The following is a 17,855-nucleotide window of genomic DNA, read 5'->3' on the forward strand; positions in this document are numbered from 1 at the left end:
GAGCGCCGATCAGGCCAGTTGTCGCCGCACCAGCTCGTGCAGCCGGCCGCCGGTGTCCGCCAGCAGGTGGGCGGGCGGGCCCTGCTGGGCGACCTTGCCGTCCTCCATCACGATCACGCGGTCGGCGTCCAGGACCGTGGACAGACGGTGCGCGATCACGATCCGGGTGGCGTTGAGCGCCTTGGTGGACTCGATCACCGTGCGCTGCGTCTCGTTGTCCAGGGCGCTGGTGGCCTCGTCGAAGAAGAGGATGCGCGGCCGGCGGATCAGCGCCTGCGCGATCATCAGCCGCTGCCGCTGGCCCCCGGAGACCGCGCCGCTGCCCGACACGATGGTGTGCAGGCCCATCGGCATCCGCCGGATGTCCTCCGCGAGCCCCGCCATCTCGGCCGCCGCCATCGCCTCCTCGGGCGTGTACGGCTCGGTGCCGCAGATGACGTCCAGGATCGAGCCGGTGAACGGCTGCGCGTGCTGGAGCACCACCCCGCACTGCCTGCGCACCGCCGACTGGTCCAGCGCGGCCAGGTCCTGGCCGTCGTACAGGACGCTGCCCGACAGCGGCCGGTCGAAGCCGATCAGCAGCCTCAGCAGCGTCGACTTGCCGCAACCGCTGGGGCCGACGACCGCCACGAACTCGCCGGGCCGCACCTCGAAGGACACGTCGTCCAGGACCAGCGGACCATCGTCGGTGTACCGGAAGGACAGCCGACGCGCCTCGATCGCCCCCGACAGCGGACCCGGCCGGGTGCTCGCCGTCCGCACCTCGGGCGTCGCGTCCAGCACCGGCCGGATCTCCTCGAACAGCGGCAGCGCCGCCACCCCCGACACGAACGCGCCCGTCAGCTGGGTGACCGAGGTCAGCAGCATCGTCACCGAGGCGTTGAAGGTGAGGAACTCGGCCGCCGACATCGAGCCCCGCGCCGGACCGGCCAGCAGCATGAACATCAGCAGCGTGCACAACGGCAGGTACACCGCGCCCAGCACCGCGTTCAGGTTCTTGATCCGCCCCGCCCGCTGTTGCAGGTCCCGGCTGTGCGCGAACCGCTCCGCCCACGCCGCGTAGGCGTAGTTCTCGGCCGCCGCCACCCGCAGCTTGGGCAGCCCGCGCAGCGTCTGGAACGCCTGGTTGTTCAGCTTGTTGGTGAGCTTGACCAGCCGCCGCTGCCAGCGCACCTGCCACAGTCCGAGGCCCAGGAAGACCCCGGCGACGACCACCAGCATGCCGAGCGCGGCCAGCGCCATCGGCACGCTGTACCACAGCAGCAGGGCGAGGTTCACCGCCCCCACGGTCACCGACTGGGCCACCGTCGGACCGACCCCCGCGAGCAGTCTGCGGATGGCGCTGATGCCCATGGCCGCGCTCGCCAGCTCGCCGGTGGAACGCTCGGTGAAGAACCGCGTCGGCAGCCGCAGCAGCCGGTCCCACACGGCGGGCTGGAGCGTCGCCTCGATCCGGCCCTCCAGGCGCAGGATGGTCAGGTTCTGCAACAGCATGAAGGCCGCCGCGACGACACTGCTCAGCATCACCGCGAGACACACCTGCACGATCAGCCCGGTCTGCGCCTTGGGCACGAACTCGCCGAGCACCCGGCCCGTCGCGACCGGCACCAGCGCGCCCAGCCCCACCGTCACCAGCCCGGCGAGCAGCAGACCGGTCAGATCCCGGCGGGTGCCCGCCAGACAGAACCGCAGCAGCCGCAGCGGACTGAGCCGCCGCTCGGGCAGCGGCCGGTAGAACATCACCGCGCGCGGCTCGAACTCCCCGGCGTTCGCCTTCTCCACCGGCGTCTCCCGGCCGGTCGCCGGATGCACGGCCACATAGCCGCCGCGCCGCCACAGCAGCGCCACCGGCGCCCCCGACAGGGTGCGGTGCCCCACCAGCGGGCCCACGTTCTCCCGCCACCAGCGGTCCTCCAGCCGCACCGACCTGGTCCGCACCCGCGAGGCGAGCGCGATGCGCTCCACCGGATCGAGCCGGTCGCTCTCGGCGCCACCCAGGGCCGGTTCGGCGAGCGGGATCCCGGCGGCGCGGGCGACCAGCTCGCAGGCCGCGTACGTGGCGTCGGCGTCGGCGGCCGTACCGCGCTGCGCCCGGCGCCTGCCGATGGAGGCCAGCAGCGTCCGGTCGGCCTGCTCGCGCACCGCCTCACCGGCCTTGATACCGGCCGCGGTACGCGTCTCGTGGGTGCGCTCCAGCTGCTCGATCCAGCGGTCCAGGGTGGTCAGCAGCCGGTACTGCTGGTCGACCATGCTCTGCCACAGCGCCGGGTCCATCAGCAGGTCGGCGGCGGCCTCCTCGCCGTACACCGCCCCGTACTGCACGCTGCCCGGCGGCACCTGCATCCAGAACACGTCGTCGTCGGCGGGCGCGCCGGCCCGCTCCGCGGCCATCGGCGCCTGGAAGAGGACGGTCAGGCCGCGGCCCACGCCGAGCGCGAGGGCGTACTCCAGCGGGCTCGTCGTCGGCGGCACGTACTGGGGGTTGCCGTACGCGTCGTACGACCATGTCTGGGTGCTCGCCGGCTGGTACAGCTCGCGCAGTCCGATGCGGTGCACCACGCAGTCCCGCAGCGGACGCGCCACCAGGGTGTGCTGCGGCCCGGTGACCGGTCCGAGCAGCACCGAGCCCGCCTCCAGGCGTCCCAGGTGGTGCCAGTGGCCCTGTTCCCCGGCGTCGACCGCGAACAGGTCCACCGCGCCGGACGCCACCAGCCACAGGACCTGCGGTCCCTCCAGGTCGAGCCGGTTGAACCCGGCGCAGTCGACGCGCGTGCCCAGCGAGCCGAGCGCCCCCAGGACCAGGTCGCCCTGTCCCTCGTGCACGGTCGTCATCTCACCGCTCCCTGACCAGCGCCGCGTACGCGCCACCGCGCGCCAGCAGATCCTCGTGCCGCCCGCGCTCCACCACCGTGCCGTGCTCCAGGACGACGATCTCGTCGCTGTCCCGCACGGTGCTGAGCCGGTGCGCGATCACCACGCAGGCGCAGCCGCGCCGGCGCAGGTTGTCCATGACCACCAGTTCGGTCTCCGCGTCCAGCGCGCTGGTCACCTCGTCCAGGACGAGGATGCTGGGGCGGCGCACCAGGGCCCGCGCGATCTCCAGGCGCTGGCGCTGCCCGCCGGAGAAGTTGCGGCCGTCCTGCTCGACCGGGCTGTGGACACCGCCCGGCCGGCGCATCACCACGTCGTACAGCGCGGCGTCCTTCAGCGCCTCCACCACGGCGTCGTCGGGGATCGACGGGTCCCACAGCGCCACGTTGTCGCGCACCGAGCCCTCGAACAGGAACACGTCCTGGTCGACGAAGGAGACGGAGGACGCCAGCGCCCCGCGCGGGATGTCGTCGAGCCGCTGCCCGTCGATGCGGATCACGCCGTCCCAGGGCGCGTACAGGCCCGAGATCAGCCGCGACACCGTCGACTTGCCGCTGCCCGACCCGCCGACCAGGGCCACCTGCTGCCCCGGACCGACGGTCAGGTCGAAGCCGGTGAGCAGGGGTTTGTCCAGCGGGTTGTAGCCGAAGGAGATGTTCTGCAACTCGACGTGGCCGTGCAGCCGGCGGGTGGAGTCGCCGCCGCCGGGGCGGTCGTAGAGCGGGTCCGCCCGGAAGTTCTCCACGTCCTTGAGCCGGGCTACGTCGGCCGCGAAGTCCTGGATGCGGCCCGCGACGCCGTTCAGCCGGGTCAGCGGGGCCGTGAAGCGGACCACCAGCGCCTGGAAGGCGACCAGCAGACCGACCGAGATGTGGCCCTCGACCGCGCGCATGCCGCCGATCCACAGGATCAGCCCGCTGTTGAGCGTCGCCAGCGTCGGCGCGACCACGCCCAGCCAGGCACTCGGCACCCCGAGCCGCTGCTGCTCCTCCAGCGTGGTGGCGTGCTGCCCCGCCCACTTGCGGAAGTAGCCGTCCTCGCCGCCGGTCGCCTTCATCGTCTCGATCAGCTGGAGCCCGGTGTACGCGGTGTTGGTCAGCCGCGCCGTGTCCGCCCGCAGTTTCGCCGTACGGGTCGCGCGCAGCCGGATGACGACCCGCATCGCCAGGATGTTGAGCAGCGCCACACCGATGCCGACGAAGGTGAGCTGCGGGTCGTACGTGTACAGCAGCACGGCGTACAGGACGACCACGATCGCGTCCACACCCGCCGCGGCGAGGTCGCGGGCCAGGGTCTCGGCCACGGCGTCGTTGGACTGGAGGCGCTGCACCAGGTCGGCGGGGCTGCGCTGGGAAAAGAAGGTGACCGGCAGCCGCAGCAGGTGCCGCAGGAAGCGGGCACTGGAGAGGGTGGAGGAGATGATGCGGCCGTGCAGCAGGTTGGCCTGCTGGAGCCAGGTCAGCACCACCGTGAGCAGCACACAGGCCCCCATCGACGCGAACAGCACGCCGAGCAGCGAGGTCTGCCCCCCGATCAGGAACATGTCGATGTAGGTGCGGCTGAGCGCGGGCACCGCCGCGCCGACCGCGACCAGGAGCAGGCTCGCCAGCACGGCGGCCGGCAGCGTCCCGGCGGTGCCCCGCAGCCGGGCCGGCATCGCGCCGAGCACACCGGGCTTGCGGCCGCCCCGGGTGAAGTCCTCGCCGGGCTCCATGGTGAGCACGACCCCGGTGAAGCTGCCGTCGAAGTCCTCCAGGGACACGAAACGGCGGCCCTTGCCCGGGTCGTTGATGAACACCCCGCGCCGCCCGAACCGGCGGCCCATGCCGTCGTAGACGACGTAGTGGTTGAACTCCCAGAAGAGGATGGCCGGTGCCGTCACCTCGGCGAGGGCGGCCAGGTCCATCTGCATGCCCTTGGCGGTGAGCCCGTAACCGCGCGCCGCCTTCAGCAGATTGCTCGCCCGGGACCCGTCGCGGGAGACACCGCAGGCGATGCGCAGCTCCTCCAGCGGGACATGGCGGCCGTAGTGCCCCAGCACCATCGCGAGGGAGGCCGCGCCGCACTCCACGGCCTCCATCTGGAGCACGGTGGGCGTGCGGACGGTCTTCGCGCGGCTCTTGGGCACGCCGCGCCTCGGCGGGGCGGCCCGGCGTCTGCCCCGGGTCTCCTGTGCGGTGCTCACGGCAGCAGCCAATCGACGGGACGCTGGTCGGCCAGCCGGATCGAGCCCGAGGCCAGGGTCATGGAGGTCAGCTCGAACGGCGGCCCGTCCGCCGAGGACCACTCGTAGCCGCTCTTCGTGGACTTCGAGGCCGCCAGCCGCACCGTCACGGCCACCGGCCTGCCGTCCTCGGTGAACTGCTCGCCGAGCTGGCTGTCCCCGAGGAACGCGGCGATCGTCTGCGCCGACTGGGCCGAGCGGTCGACGGCCTTCACCTCGCCGTGCAGGACGCCGTACTGCTGCGTCGGCACCGACTGGACGGTCAGGTCGACGGAGGCGTGGGCGGGGATGGCGGCGGCCTTCTCGGCGGGGACGTAGACGGTGGCGTAGAGGGGGTCGTCGGCGTGGGCGACCTTCTCGACCGAGGCGACGTTCGCGCCGGTACCGATGATCTGCCCGACGGTGGCCGCGAGCGCGCTGACCCGCCCGGCGTCGACCGAGCGGACGACCGTCTCACCCTTGGCGGTGCGGACCTTCAGCACCGGGGCGTCGGCGGCCAGCCGCTGCCCCGGGCGCGCCAGGACCGCGGTGACCTGCCCCGAGACGGGACTTTGCAGCAGGTAACTGCCCTGCCCGTGGGTGAGGATGGCGGGGGCGGCGACCGTGGAGGTCACCGAGCCGCCCACCGCCCACATGGACGCGGCGGCCATCGCGACCACGGTCACGGACAGCACCAGCCAGCCCTGGGGACGGGCGAAACGCACCGGGAGATCGAGCTCCTCCGGTGACTGGAGTTTGGCGAGGGCCTGTTGGCGGAACTGCACGGCTGACGTATCCCGGGCTTGATGAGTACGGCCGAAGAAGCGGAACGGCCGAAAAGCCCCGGAGCCTGGGTGGCTCCGGGACTCGGCGACGCAAAGGTGCGATCAGAGACCGGCGACCAGGCCCGTGACCGGGGCGGTGTTCAGGCCGGTGACACCCTCGACCGTGCCGACGGCCGTGTTGACCAGGCCGGAGACCGGGGCGATGCCGTCCACCAGGCCGGTGACGGTGCCGACGGCGTTCACGTTCAGGCCGCCGGAGACGTTGTCGAGGTCGGCGTCGGAGATCTCGACGGTCTCAACCTGGGGGGTGGAGTTCATGATGGAACTTCCCTTCGTATAGCCATTTCACAAGGGGGGAGCGGCCCCCTCTGGGGACAGATGACGGCCGCGACCGCAGGCGCCGGGCGCCCGTTTCCCGAGCCCTCCGCAGCCCCTGCGGTGCGATGGATCAAAGCACGCGGCCGGTCCGGGCTTCCAATCAATCACCCCTCTCACCAGCGCACTTGCGAGGCCCGGGCAGCCAAGCGTGCAGGAGCGCGCACGCCTTCGCGGCGACTTCTTCACACGGTGCGCGACATCGGTTCGCGCGATCCCTTGCCTCCGGGGAGGCGATTGGGGCACTCCGGGCCCAAAGGCGTACGGGTCGCCGCGGGATTGTGCAGATGCGCCAACGAGAGTGACCGGGTTGGGCATTCGATGTGCAGATTCGCTGAAGCGGTCATTCCGCTCCGTGATCGGAACAGTGCGTCGCCGGGCGGATGCGGAGGGTGCCGATCCGGTCGTACGCGGTGGCCCGGCTGAACGCCCCGGTCGGCCGGTGCGTACCAACAGCCGTCCAGGCGCCCCCAACAGCTGCCGGACCGGCGGGCCCAGGCCCCGGTCCCAGGAGGTCGAGCAGGTTGAGTCACAAGCGAATCCCGAAGCGCAGGGCCGCGATGGCGGCGGGCGGTGTGGTGGCGCTCGGCGCGGCCGCAGTCCTGCTGCCGAACGCCAACGCCTCGCAGGACGGCGGCTCCCCGGACGACGCCGCGACCGCGCCCCGGACCCTCAAGGCGGCGGACGCCTCCGATCTCGCCGCACGGCTCGCCGGGCTGCTCGGCGACACCTTCGCGGGCTCCTACTACGACTCCGGCGCGCGGCAGCTCGTCGTCAACGTCGTCCCCGGCGACGACGACCAGGTCGTCGCGCAGGCCGAGAAGGCGGGCGCGGAGGTCCGCGAGGTCGACAACAGCATGGGCGAGCTGAGGAGCGGCGCGCGGACGCTGAAGTCCCAGGCGAGCATTCCGGGCACCTCGTGGGCGATCGACCCGCGCACCAACAAGATCCTGGTGACCGCCGACCGCACCGTCACCGGCGAGCGGTGGGACCGGCTGGAGTCCACCGTCGAGGGCCTCGGCTCCGGCATGGCGACGGTCAGGAAGTCCGCCGGCACCTTCAAGACCTTCGCGTCGGGCGGCGACGCCGTCTTCGGCGGCGGCGCGCGCTGCTCACTGGGCTTCAACGTCACCGCGGGCGACGGCTCGCCCGCCTTCCTGACGGCCGGCCACTGCGGGGTCGCGGCCGACCAGTGGTCCGACGCGCAGGGCGGCCCGCCGGTGGCCACCGTCGACCAGGCGGTCTTCCCCGGCGAGGGCGACTTCGCGCTCGTCAGGTACGACGACCCGGCGACCGAGGCGCCGAGCGAGGTCAACCTCGGCGACCGTTCCCTGCCGATCAGCGGGGCCGCCGAGGCGACGGTCGGCCAGGAGGTCCTGCGCATGGGCAGCACGACCGGGCTGGCCGACGGCCAGGTCCTCGGCCTGGACGCCACCGTCAACTACCCGGAGGGCACGGTCACGGGCCTCATACAGACCGACGTCTGCGCCGAGCCGGGCGACAGCGGCGGTTCCCTGTTCACCCGGGACGGCCTCGCGATCGGCCTGACCTCCGGCGGCAGCGGTGACTGCACGGCCGGCGGCGAGACCTTCTTCCAGCCGGTCACCACGGCCCTGGAAGCGGTCGGCGCCACCCTCGGCGGCGAGGCCGCCGGTGCCGGGGGTGCGGGTGCGGGTGCGGGCGCCGGGGACGAGGGTGCCGCCGGTGCGGGCGGCGACGCGGGTGAAGGCTCCGGTGCCGGTGAGGCCGGTGACGGTGCGGCGGTCGGCGGCGAGGACGGGACCGAAGGGCTGACGGGCTGACGGGCTGACCCCACGGCCCGCTGGATCGCCGCCCGGGCCCCCGCCGACGGGACCGGACGGCGATCCGGCGGCCGCACCGCCCGGGCGGGCCCGCTGACCCGTGCCTCTCCCTCGCGCGAGCCCGTCGGTCCCACCGGGCCAGGGACGCCCGGCCCGCCGGGTCCTCGGACACCACCGACCTCGGGTACGCGGTGCGGGTCGTGCACGGCGATACGTGGGGGTTCGCGTCCGGCGTGGACCTGACCCCTGGACGCCGCCGCCAAGGTCGCCTCGCAGGCGATGGCGACGGACCGCCCAGCCCACTCGGCCCGATGCGCACCGCACCGGGGTGCGCCATCCCGCACCGCGCCCCCGCGCACGGCCCGTAATGCGCCGCCGCACCCCCCGGGGCCGCCCCGCAGTGTGCTGTACCTATCCGCGCCCGCCCCCGCCCCACACCTACGTCCCGTCCGCACCGCACCGCACCGCGGCGCGCAGCGTAGGTCCGGGCGCCCCCGATGTGCTCCCGACCGCCGGTACCCGAGCCGCAGGGGCTGCGCAGATGTCGCATAAGCGCTGTAATGGCGACGTGGTCACAGAGGGCGCACCGGAACGCGGACCGAGGACGCTGCGTGCCGAGGGCGCCCTGAAGGCCCTCGCGGCCGGTCCGCAGCCGGAGCAGCGGCTGCGCGGAATCCTCGAACAGGCGCTGGTCTTCGCGGGCGCCTCCTTCGCCGCCCTCTACACGCCCGGCGACGACCGCGAACTGCTCTGCCTGGTCGAGTCGGCCGGAGCGCCGCGCACCCTGTACGGCGTACGCGACAGCTATCCCGCGACGGGCGGCTCCCCGGTCGCCGACGCCCACCGGGCCGGCGAGGCGGTGTGGATGGGGCCGGCGGAGTTCGCCGGATCGGCGGAGTCGCGGCACGTGCCGTCGAGCGGCTTCTCGCTGGCCGTCCTGCCCGTGCGCGGGGACGGCGGCGGCTGCCTCCTCGCCCTGACCGAGCACCCGGACGGGTTCGACGCCGACGGCCGCGCCTGCCTGGAGGTGATCGCCGAGGCGGTCACCTGCCCCGTCCCGGCGGCGACCACCGAGTCCGCCGAGGCCGGTGAGCTCCAGCCGAACGCCTTCACCCTGGCCATGGACACCGGCCGGGCGGAGGTCGGTGACGACATCCTGCGCCTGTTCGGCCTCGCCCCCGAGGAGTTCGACGGCAAGGTCGAGACGCTGCTCGGCCTCACCGTGCCGGAGGACCTGCCGTCGCTGATGTCGGTGACCGAGTCCGACCACATGACCATCGGCGAGCGCGAGCTGGAGTTCCGGGTGCTGCAACCCACCGGCCCGCCGAAGTGGCTGCGGCTCAGCGGGCGCCTGCTGCCCGGCGGCGACGGCAGGCCGACCCTCCTGGTCGGCACCGTCGCCGACGCCTCCACGCTGCGCCCGGACGTGACCGACGTCGCCCGCGTCCAGCGGCTCGCCGCCGCGCTCGCCACCGCCGGGACCGTCCGCGACGTCAGCCAGGCCGTCGTCGCCGCCCTGCGCAGACCGCTCAGAGCCGACCGCATCGCGCTGGCCGAGCTGGAGAACGACCGGCTCGTCGTCACCGTCCTCGACCCGCCCGACCCCGAGTCCTGGCCCGAGCTGTGGCGCCTGGAGTGGCGCACCGAGTGGCCGGACGCACCGGTACGGGCCATGCCCACCCTCGCCGCCGCCCTGCGCGAGGGGCGGGCCCGGATCTGGCCCGCCGGCACCGGCGACCTGGAACCCGCCCTCGCCGACGTCGGCCCCGGCGGCCTGGCCGTGCTGCCGCTGCCCGCGGGCGGCCGCATGGCCGGCGCCTGCCTGATCGGCTGGGACACCCCGCACGACTTCGGCCCCGACGAGCGCGCCCTGCTCACCGCCTCCGCGGGCCTCGCCGGGCAGGCCCTGATGCGCGCCCACGCCTTCGACGCCGAGCACGAACTGGTCGGCATGCTCCAGCGCCAGCTGCTGCCCCGCCGGTTGCCGAAGCTGCCCGGCGCGGTCGCCGTCGCCCGCTACCTGCCCAGCACGGCGGGCCTGGAGCTGGGCGGCGACTGGTACGACGTGATCCCGCTGCCCGACCACCACGTGGCCCTGGTCATCGGCGACGTCCAGGGCCACAGCGCGGGCGCGGCCACCCTCATGGGCCAGATGCGCACCGCCCTGCGCGCCTACGCCGTCGAGGGCCACCCGCCGGACGTGGTGGTGTCCCACGCCAACCGGCTGCTGACCGGCATGGAGACCGACCTCTTCGCCACCTGCGTCTACGTCGACCTCGACATGGAGGAGGGCTCCGCCTGGTGCGTGCGGGCCGGGCACCTGCCGCCGGTGCTGCGCCACCCCGACGGCTCCACGGAGATCGCGGAGGTGGAGGGAGGCCCCCCGCTCGGCGTGGTGACGCAGGCCGACTTCCCGATGAGCCCGCTGCGGGTGCGGCCCGGCACCCTGATCGCCCTCACCACGGACGGCCTCGTGGAGACGCCGGAGTCCGACATCGACGAAGGCATGGACCGGTTCGCGCACGCCCTGGCCGTCTCCGCCCCCGCCCACCTCGGACTCGTCGCCGACGCCCTGCTCGGCAACGCCCGCCGCAACGACGACGTCGCCCTGCTGCTGGTGCGCTACGACGGCATGGCCCTGCGCCCGCTGCGGGAGAGCTGGTCGGTGTGGCGACTGCCCGAGGCCGTGCGGCACGCCCGCCGCTTCACCCGGCGCACCCTGCGCTCCTGGGAGGTACCCGACGGCGACGTCGACGGCGTCCTGCTGATCGTCTCCGAGCTGGTCACCAACGCCCTGGTGCACACCGACGGCAAGGTGCGGCTCGACCTCACCCTGCTCGGCGGCCGGCTGCGCGTCGCGGTCGCCGACGCCTCGCCGCGCACGCCCGTCAAGCCGACCAGCATCGGCTGGGAGGCCACGGGCGGTCGCGGCATGCTCCTCGTCGAGGCGATGTCGGCGGCCTGGGGGACGCTGCCCGTCAGCGGGGGCAAGCAGGTGTGGAGCGAGGTCCCGGTGGCCGTCGGCTGAGCCTCCCCGGCCGGTTCGGCCGCCGCACCGCCGGGTACCCGCCCGGCCGCGACCCGAGCGAGGCAGCCGGAACGACAGGGAGGCACACCCCCATGACCCAGTACGTCCGCGACGTCATGACCCGCGATCCGGTGACCGTCGAGCCGCTGACCTCCGTCACGGCCGTGGCCCGCCTCATGCGCGACCGGGACCTCGGCGCCGTCCTGGTCACCGAGGGCGACCGGCTGCGCGGCCTGGTCACCGACCGCGACCTGGTGATCCGGTCGATCGCCGAGGGCGGCGACCCGGAGCAGACCACCGTGGCCGGCGCGTGCAGCGACGACTTGGTCACCGTACGGCCCGACGAGGAGCTGGTCCACGCCGTCCGGCTGATGCGCGAGCACGCCGTACGCCGTGTCCCGGTCGTCGAGGACGGCCGTCCGGTCGGCATCGTCTCCCTCGGCGACCTGGTGATGGAGCGCGATCCGGAGTCGGCACTGGGCGACATCAGCGTGGCCCGGCCCAACCCCTAGGCACCGCACGGGACATGAGCCCGGTGTTTCGCGGTGTCCCGCGCGGGGACCCGGAGGGGCGAGCGCACCAGACGCGGAATCCAGAAGGAAGATGATGCCTCGTGACCACGGAGATTGGCGGCAAACCCGCCGCCCGTCGGCTGGAGACAGGCTGGTCGGAGGCCCGCCGCCTGCGGAGCAGGGGCGCGATGCGCACCTGGGTGCCGGCCGTCGAGGACGGCGGCGCCACCCGCGCACCGCAACCGGGCCAGGAGTCGAACATCGTCCGGGGCGAGGACTGAACACGCCCTGAGGGTGGTGACCCCGCCCAGCGCGCCGGCCTTTGTGCCGGCGCGGTGCGCGTTCCGGGCCGGTCGCGGACCGTGCGGGGCACGCCGGTAGCGTCACGGACGCCCGCACCGCCCGCCCCGACCCCAGCAAGGCACGGAACCGCTCATGAACATCCTGGTCACCGGCGCCGCCGGCTTCATCGGCTCCCGGTACGTCCACAGGCTCCTCGCCTCCGACGGTCCGGGGGCGCCGCGGATCACCGTCCTGGACGCCCTCACCTACGCCGGAACCACCGCCAACCTCGAACTCGGCCACCCCCGGCTGGAGTTCGTGCACGGCGACATCCGCGACGCGCCGCTGGTGGACCAGCTGACGGCGGAGGCGGACCAGGTGGTGCACTTCGCCGCCGAGTCCCACGTGGACCGCTCGATCCACGCCGCGTCCGACTTCGTCCTCACCAACGTCGTCGGCACCCAGAACCTGCTCGACGCCGCCGTGCGCCACGGCGTGGCGCCCTTCGTGCACGTCTCCACCGACGAGGTCTACGGCTCCGTCGACTCCGGCTCGGCCACCGAGGAGCACCCCCTGCGGCCGAGTTCCCCGTACTCCGCCTCGAAGGCGTCCGGCGACCTGCTGGCCCTCTCGTACCACCGCACCCACGGCCTCGACGTACGGGTGACGCGGTGCTCCAACAACTACGGCCCGCACCAGTTCCCCGAGAAGCTCGTGCCGCTGTTCGTCACCCACCTCCTGGACGGCCGCCGGGTCCCGCTCTACGGCGACGGACGCAATGTCCGCGACTGGCTGCACGTCGACGACCACTGCCGGGGAGTCGAGCTGGTGCGCACCCGGGGCCGGGCCGGCGAGGTCTACAACCTCGGCGGCGGCACCGAGCTGAGCAACCGCGACCTCACCGGTCTGCTCCTGGAGGCCTGCGGCGCGGGGCCGGACCGGATCGTGCGGGTCGAGGACCGCAAGGGCCACGACCTGCGCTACTCGGTCGACTGGAGCAAGGCCCGCGAGGAGCTGGGCTACCGGCCCCGCCGCGACTTCGCGACCGGGCTGGCCGAGACCGTCGCCTGGTACCGGGACCACCGGGCCTGGTGGGAGCCGCTCAAGCGGCGCACCGACGCGGGGTGAGCGACGCCGGTCCGTCAGCCGTGCGTGGTGGCCAGCAGTTCCAGGATCTCCCCCGTGGTGCCCGTCTCGCCCAGGCGCGGGAAGATCCGCTCGACACTGCCCCGGTGCGCCTCGGCGCTCATGTCGCTCATCGCGTCCGTGGCGAGCGTGACGTGGTAGCCGTGTTCGTGGGCGGCGCGGGCGGTGGACTCCACACCGATGCTGGTGGCGATGCCGCAGAGCACGATCTGGGTGACGCCGCGGCGGCGCAGTTGGACGTCGAGGCCGGTGCCGTGGAAGGCGCCCCAGTTGCGCTTGGTGACGGTGATGTCGCCGGGGTGCCCGGCCAGCTCGTCGACGACGACGTCCCAGCCCTCGGGCCGCGGGCCGCCGGCGCCGCCGGCCTCCGTACGGCCGGGCACGGCGTCCGCCCCGTCGGCGGCGAAGGAGACCCGCACCAGCACCACGGGCAGGTCGCGGGCGCGGAAGGCCTCGGCCAGTGCGACGCTCCGGGCGACGACCTCGGCGCCGGTGTACGGCTCGGTGGGCGCGGCGACGATGCCGGCCTGGAGGTCGATCACGACGAGGGCGGTGCGCGGGTCGAGGGCGGTGACGGTCATGAGGTGGTGCCTTTCGGATGGTTCTCCGACGGTGCGGAGACCGCCGCTGCCGGCCCGGCCAGGCCGGCGCCTGGCACCACGGTAAATTCGACAGGTAAGACTGTCCAGCTGAGACTGCACAGTTTTGCCTGTCGATTAAGCTGGAGGTGTGCGCCTGCTGATCACGTCCGACACCCACCTGCCCAAGCGCGCCAAGGAACTGCCGGCGCTGCTGCTGGCGGAACTCCCGCGCGCGGACGTCGTCCTGCACGCGGGGGACTGGGTCGACACGGACACCCTCGACCTGCTGGAGAGCCGCAGCCGCCGGCTCGTCGGCGTCCACGGCAACAACGACGGACCCGCGCTGCGCGCCCGGCTGCCCGAGGTGGCGTACGCCGACCTCGGCGGCCTGCGCTTCGGCGTCGTCCACGAGACGGGGGCGGCGCAGGGGCGGGAGGCCCGCTGCGCCGCCCGCTTCCCCGGCCTCGACGTCCTCGTCTTCGGGCACAGCCACATCCCCTGGGACACCACCGCGGCCACCGGTCTGCGCCTGCTCAACCCGGGATCGCCGACGGACCGCCGCCGTCAGCCGTACTGCACGTACATGACCGTCACGGTCGCCGACGGGCGGCTGGAGGAGGTCGAGCTGCACCGGCTGCCGCCACGGTGAGCAGGGGCGGCCGGCAGCGCTTCTTCCGGAGTGCGCCGGTACGGACCTCGTCTCAGCCGGCCGACGGTCCCGTCCAGTCCGCCGCCACCTGGCCGATCCGGACCCGCTGCGGATGGTCGCCGACGGGGACCGAGACCGACTTCCGGCCGGTGGCGAAGTCGATGGCCGTGACCTGGTCGGCGCCGCTCTCGGAGACCACGCAGTGCCGGCCGTCGCCGCTGACCGTGGCCCAGTACGGCTTGGCGGCGGTCACCAGCGGGCCCTGCGTCAGCGTGCCGCGGTCGACGACCGTCGCGTAGTCGTCCATCGTGCCCGCGACGCAGATCTTGGCACCGTCCGGGCTCATCGAGAGACCGTGGTGGCGCGAGTCGTTGACCCAGGTGGTGCGGTCCTCGCTCGTGGCGGGGTTCTTCGGCAGGGTCTTCGTCCGGGTGATCCGGTCGGTGGCGACGTCGTACTCGAAGAAGCCGTTGAAGAACGAGACCTGGAAGTACAGCTTGGACTCGTCGGGGGAGAAGACGGCGGGCCGCACCGCGTCCGAGTAGTCGCCGAGGCCGATCGCGTCGAGCCGCTCCCGCATGTCGATGACCTTGACCTGCTTGTACGTCGTGGCGTCCACGACCGTGATGCGCCGGTCGCCCTTGGTCCAGTCGAGCCAGGGGGCGTCGAGCGCGGTGTTCACCTCGCCGATGGACATGTTCCAGATGTACCTGCCGTCACGGCTGAAGATGTTCTCGTGCGGCTTGTCGCCGGTGCCGAACGAACCGACCTGCTCGCCGGTCTCGATGTCCAGGACGTGCACGGTGTTGGAGGTCGAGGCCGAGACCGCGACCCGGGTGCCGTCGGGGGAGACCGCCATGTGGTCGGAGCGGTAACCCGAGACGGGGAAGCGCCAGTTGATGTCGCCGGTGGCGAGGTTCACGGACACCACATCGGCGAAGCTCGGCCGGGAGACGACCACCGAGGTGCCGTCCGGCGTCGAGTACATGTCGTCGACGAGCTGGTCGTGCCCCTCGCCGACGCCGTTGCGGATGGCCTGGAAGTAGATCCACTTGATCGGGTCGGCGTTGATCTCCGCCATCCGCTCCGCCTTGTCCGGGACGACGTCGATGCGGCCGATCCTGGCGAAGTCGCCGGTGGACCGGATGACGTCCGCGGTGCCGTCCCAGTTGTTCCCGACGAACATCACCTCGCGCAGGTCGGCGCGGGCGTCCGGGGCGGCCGAGGCCGTGGCGGCGGGGGCGGCGACGGTGAGCGCGAGGGCGGCGGCGACGGCGCCGAGGTGCCTGGTCGTGAAGGCGGGCATGCTGCTCTCCTCCGGCAGGGGGCATGGGGTGGGGGCGATGGAGCGATGGAGCGCGCAATCTGAACACAGCCGCTTTCAGAGTGAACTTACTGCAAAGTAGGGAATGGGTGCCCTTCTCCACAAGGCCGCGGACACGACAAAATCGGTCGTGTGGCCGGGAGTTGGCACGAGGGAGGAGAGCGGGTGGCGGGCAGGCTCAGGGCGCCGACGGGCCGCTACGGCGGCAAGTCGGCCGCGCAGCGCCAGGCCGAACGCCGCCGGCGCTTCCTCGACGCCGCGCTCCAGCTGTTCGGCGATACCCCCGGCTACCGCGCCACGACCGTCGCGGCCCTCAGTGACGCCGCCGGCCTGTCCACCCGCCAGTTCTACGAGGAGTTCCGCACCCTGGAGGACCTGCTCGCCGCGCTCCACCTCCAGGTCAACGCCTGGGCCGAGGACGCCGTGCGCACCGCGGCCGAGGCCACCCGCGACCTGCCGCTCCCCGAGCGCGCCGCCGCGATCTTCCGCGCCTACGCCGCCGACGTCACCGGCGATCCGCGCCGGGTCCGCATCACCTTCGTGGAGATCATCGGCGTCAGCCCGCGCCTGGAGGAACAACGGCTGGCCCGCCGCGCCCGCTGGGTCGACCTCATCTGCGCCGAGGCCCGGTCGGCCGCCCTGCGCGGGGAGGCGGCGCCCCGCGACTACCGGCTGGCCGCCACCGCGTTCATCGGCGGCGTCAACGGCCTGCTGCACGACTACAGCGCCGGCTGGGTGGACGCCACGCTCGACGAGGTCGTCGAGGAACTGGTCCGCCAGCTCCTGGCCCTGCTGCGCCCACCCGGCTGGAGCCCGACGGCGCGCTGACTACCCCCGCCCCAGGACCAGGACCAGGGCACCCGCGCACCCGAGCACCGCGCCCGCCCCCAGCAGGAACCCGGCCAGCAGCCGGCGCCGCAGCGCGCGGTACCGCTCCTCGTACTCCCCGCGCAGCCGCCCCGCGCGCTCGGCCGTGCGCTGCCAGGAACTCCGGGCGAGCGCGAGGTACTCGGCCTCGAATCGTTCCTCCACCTCGCGGCGCCGGTCGTCGCCCAGCCAGTCGAAGGGCGCCGTGAAGCGTGCGGCGGCCGTGCGACCCTCCGCACGGGTGGCGGCGACGAGCAGATGGCCCTCGATCTCGTTGATGAGCACCCGGGCGGCCGGGGGACGGCCCTCCCCGCCGGTCACCGGAGGATCAGCTCCCGCTCGGCGCCTGCCGCGGGGGAGTGGTGCAGGTCGAAGGCCGGGGACTCGCTGCGGATGCGCGGCAGTGTACGGAAGTTGTGCCGCGGCGGCGGGCAGGAGGTCGCCCACTCCAGCGAACGGCCGTAGCCCCACGGGTCGTCCACCTCGATCTTCTTGCCGTACTTGGCGGTCTTCCAGACGTTGTAGAAGAACGGCAGGAGCGACATGCCGAGCAGGAAGGAGAAGACACTCGACACGGTGTTGAGCGCCGTCAGCCCCTCCACCGCCAGATAGTCCGGGATCCGGCGCTGCATGCCGTTCGCGCCCAGCCAGTGCTGGACCAGGAACGTGCCGTGGAAGCCCGTGAACAGCGTCCAGAAGGTGATCTTGCCCAGGCGCTCGTCCAGCATCTTGCCGGTGAACTTCGGCCACCAGAAGTGGAAGCCGGCGAACATCGCGAACACCACGGTGCCGAACACCACGTAGTGGAAGTGCGCCACCACGAAGTACGAGTCGGACACGTGGAAGTCGATGGGAGGCGATGCCAGCATCACCCCGGTCAGCCCGCCGAAGAGGAAGGTGATCAGGAAGCCGGTGGACCACAGCATCGGTGTCTCGAAGGACAGCGAGCCCTTCCACATGGTGCCGATCCAGTTGAAGAACTTCACACCGGTCGGGACCGCGATCAGGAAGGTCATGAAGGAGAAGAACGGCAGCAGCACGCCGCCCGTGACGTACATGTGGTGGGCCCACACCGTCACCGACAGACCGGCGATCGCGATCGTCGCGCCGATCAGACCCATGTAGCCGAAGATCGGCTTGCGGGAGAAGACCGGGATGATCTCACTGACGATGCCGAAGAACGGCAGCGCAATGATGTACACCTCTGGATGCCCGAAGAACCAGAACAAGTGCTGCCACAACAACGCCCCACCGTTGGACGAGTCGAAGATGTGGGCACCGAACTTGCGGTCGGCCTCCAGCGCGAACAGGGCCGCGGCCAGCACCGGGAAGGCCAGCAGGACCAGCACACCGGTCAGCAGCACGTTCCAGGTGAAGATCGGCATGCGGAACATGGTCATGCCGGGCGCGCGCATGCAGATGATCGTGGT

The 17,855-nt window shown here is 72.8% G+C and carries 15 protein-coding genes and 1 pseudogene; 8 read left to right on the forward strand and 8 right to left on the reverse strand.

The window, feature by feature from the left end:
- Nucleotides 1–9 precede the first annotated feature (9 nt).
- The 4 genes from ACIRGB_RS14295 to ACIRGB_RS14310 all read right to left on the reverse strand — a co-directional run bounded on the left by ACIRGB_RS14295 (nt 10) and on the right by ACIRGB_RS14310 (nt 6,177).
- Nucleotides 10–2,832: an NHLP bacteriocin export ABC transporter permease/ATPase subunit gene (locus ACIRGB_RS14295; protein ID WP_403863400.1), complete on the reverse strand. Its 2,823-nt coding sequence runs from the start codon at nt 2,830–2,832 to the stop codon at nt 10–12.
- Between the two features lies 1 nt (nt 2,833).
- Nucleotides 2,834–5,056: an NHLP family bacteriocin export ABC transporter peptidase/permease/ATPase subunit gene (locus ACIRGB_RS14300; RefSeq protein WP_403863403.1), complete on the reverse strand. Its 2,223-nt coding sequence runs from the start codon at nt 5,054–5,056 to the stop codon at nt 2,834–2,836.
- Nucleotides 5,053–5,859 carry an HlyD family efflux transporter periplasmic adaptor subunit gene (locus ACIRGB_RS14305; RefSeq protein WP_403863406.1) on the reverse strand — a complete coding sequence of 269 codons (807 nt, stop codon included), beginning with the start codon at nt 5,857–5,859 and terminating at the stop codon, nt 5,053–5,055. The genes ACIRGB_RS14300 and ACIRGB_RS14305 overlap by 4 nt, the downstream gene beginning before the upstream one ends.
- Before the next feature lie 102 nt (nt 5,860–5,961).
- A complete protein-coding gene (locus ACIRGB_RS14310) occupies nt 5,962–6,177 on the reverse strand; it encodes a type A2 lantipeptide (RefSeq protein WP_376353014.1) in 216 nt (71 codons plus the stop codon).
- A 581-nt stretch (nt 6,178–6,758) separates the two neighbouring features.
- On the opposite strand from ACIRGB_RS14310, the gene ACIRGB_RS14315 reads away from it, so the two are divergent.
- The 6 genes and pseudogenes from ACIRGB_RS14315 (at nt 6,759) to rfbB (ending at nt 12,986) form a co-directional block, all read left to right on the forward strand.
- A complete protein-coding gene (locus tag ACIRGB_RS14315; protein ID WP_403863410.1) occupies nt 6,759–8,036 on the forward strand; it encodes a S1 family peptidase in 1,278 nt (425 codons plus the stop codon).
- A gap of 128 nt (nt 8,037–8,164) precedes the next feature.
- Nucleotides 8,165–8,321 (forward strand): annotated as a pseudogene (locus ACIRGB_RS14320) (PmbA/TldA family metallopeptidase); the annotation flags it as partial.
- Nucleotides 8,322–8,577: 256 nt separating this feature from the next.
- The gene (locus ACIRGB_RS14325) at nt 8,578–11,064 is read left to right on the forward strand and encodes a SpoIIE family protein phosphatase (protein WP_403863413.1); all 2,487 of its coding nucleotides are present in this window, start codon (nt 8,578–8,580) and stop codon (nt 11,062–11,064) included.
- Between the two features lie 92 nt (nt 11,065–11,156).
- Nucleotides 11,157–11,576 carry a CBS domain-containing protein gene (locus ACIRGB_RS14330; protein WP_403863416.1) on the forward strand — a complete coding sequence of 140 codons (420 nt, stop codon included), beginning with the start codon at nt 11,157–11,159 and terminating at the stop codon, nt 11,574–11,576.
- 101 nt (nt 11,577–11,677) lie between these two features.
- The gene (locus tag ACIRGB_RS14335; RefSeq protein ID WP_403863419.1) at nt 11,678–11,857 is read left to right on the forward strand and encodes a hypothetical protein; all 180 of its coding nucleotides are present in this window, start codon (nt 11,678–11,680) and stop codon (nt 11,855–11,857) included.
- A gap of 154 nt (nt 11,858–12,011) precedes the next feature.
- Entirely contained in the window at nt 12,012–12,986 is a 975-nt protein-coding gene (gene rfbB, locus ACIRGB_RS14340; RefSeq protein ID WP_403863422.1) for a dTDP-glucose 4,6-dehydratase, read from the forward strand.
- A gap of 14 nt (nt 12,987–13,000) precedes the next feature.
- On the opposite strand, the gene ACIRGB_RS14345 is transcribed toward rfbB, so the two are convergent.
- Entirely contained in the window at nt 13,001–13,585 is a 585-nt protein-coding gene (locus ACIRGB_RS14345) for a hydrolase (RefSeq protein ID WP_403863425.1), read from the reverse strand.
- Between the two features lie 148 nt (nt 13,586–13,733).
- Between ACIRGB_RS14345 and ACIRGB_RS14350 the strand changes: the two genes are divergently transcribed.
- Nucleotides 13,734–14,234, forward strand: coding sequence for a metallophosphoesterase family protein (locus tag ACIRGB_RS14350; protein ID WP_403863428.1), 501 nt, complete (start codon nt 13,734–13,736; stop codon nt 14,232–14,234).
- Nucleotides 14,235–14,286: 52 nt separating this feature from the next.
- Here the strand turns inward: ACIRGB_RS14350 and ACIRGB_RS14355 are convergent, their stop codons facing one another.
- Nucleotides 14,287–15,540 (reverse strand): YncE family protein, encoded by a 1,254-nt coding sequence (locus ACIRGB_RS14355; protein ID WP_403863431.1) that lies wholly within the window; start codon nt 15,538–15,540, stop codon nt 14,287–14,289.
- Between the two features lie 183 nt (nt 15,541–15,723).
- Here ACIRGB_RS14355 and ACIRGB_RS14360 point away from each other — a divergent pair, with 183 nt between their 5' ends.
- Entirely contained in the window at nt 15,724–16,386 is a 663-nt protein-coding gene (locus ACIRGB_RS14360) for a TetR/AcrR family transcriptional regulator (protein ID WP_403863499.1), read from the forward strand.
- On the opposite strand, the gene ACIRGB_RS14365 is transcribed toward ACIRGB_RS14360, so the two are convergent.
- Nucleotides 16,387–16,746 (reverse strand): hypothetical protein, encoded by a 360-nt coding sequence (locus ACIRGB_RS14365; RefSeq protein WP_403863433.1) that lies wholly within the window; start codon nt 16,744–16,746, stop codon nt 16,387–16,389.
- Nucleotides 16,743–17,855, reverse strand: a 1,113-nt coding sequence (locus ACIRGB_RS14370) for a cbb3-type cytochrome c oxidase subunit I (protein WP_403863436.1), incomplete at its 5' end; no start/stop codon positions are given. The genes ACIRGB_RS14370 and ACIRGB_RS14365, both read right to left, overlap by 4 nt.

The sequence above is a fragment of the Streptomyces sp. NPDC102490 genome, assembly GCF_044765285.1.
Lineage (GTDB): Bacteria > Actinomycetota > Actinomycetes > Streptomycetales > Streptomycetaceae > Streptomyces.

Bases quoted from the DNA above. Each gene is read 5' to 3' on its own strand.
- ACIRGB_RS14295 (WP_403863400.1), bottom strand. From the start codon at position 2,832: ATGACGACCGTGCACGAGGGACAGGGCGACCTGGTCCTGGGGGCGCTC.
- ACIRGB_RS14310 (WP_376353014.1), bottom strand. From the start codon at position 6,177: ATGAACTCCACCCCCCAGGTTGAGACCGTCGAGATCTCCGACGCCGAC.
- ACIRGB_RS14325 (WP_403863413.1), top strand. From the start codon at position 8,578: ATGTCGCATAAGCGCTGTAATGGCGACGTGGTCACAGAGGGCGCACCG.
- ACIRGB_RS14330 (WP_403863416.1), top strand. From the start codon at position 11,157: ATGACCCAGTACGTCCGCGACGTCATGACCCGCGATCCGGTGACCGTC.
- rfbB (WP_403863422.1), top strand. From the start codon at position 12,012: ATGAACATCCTGGTCACCGGCGCCGCCGGCTTCATCGGCTCCCGGTAC.
- ACIRGB_RS14345 (WP_403863425.1), bottom strand. From the start codon at position 13,585: ATGACCGTCACCGCCCTCGACCCGCGCACCGCCCTCGTCGTGATCGAC.
- ACIRGB_RS14355 (WP_403863431.1), bottom strand. From the start codon at position 15,540: ATGCCCGCCTTCACGACCAGGCACCTCGGCGCCGTCGCCGCCGCCCTC.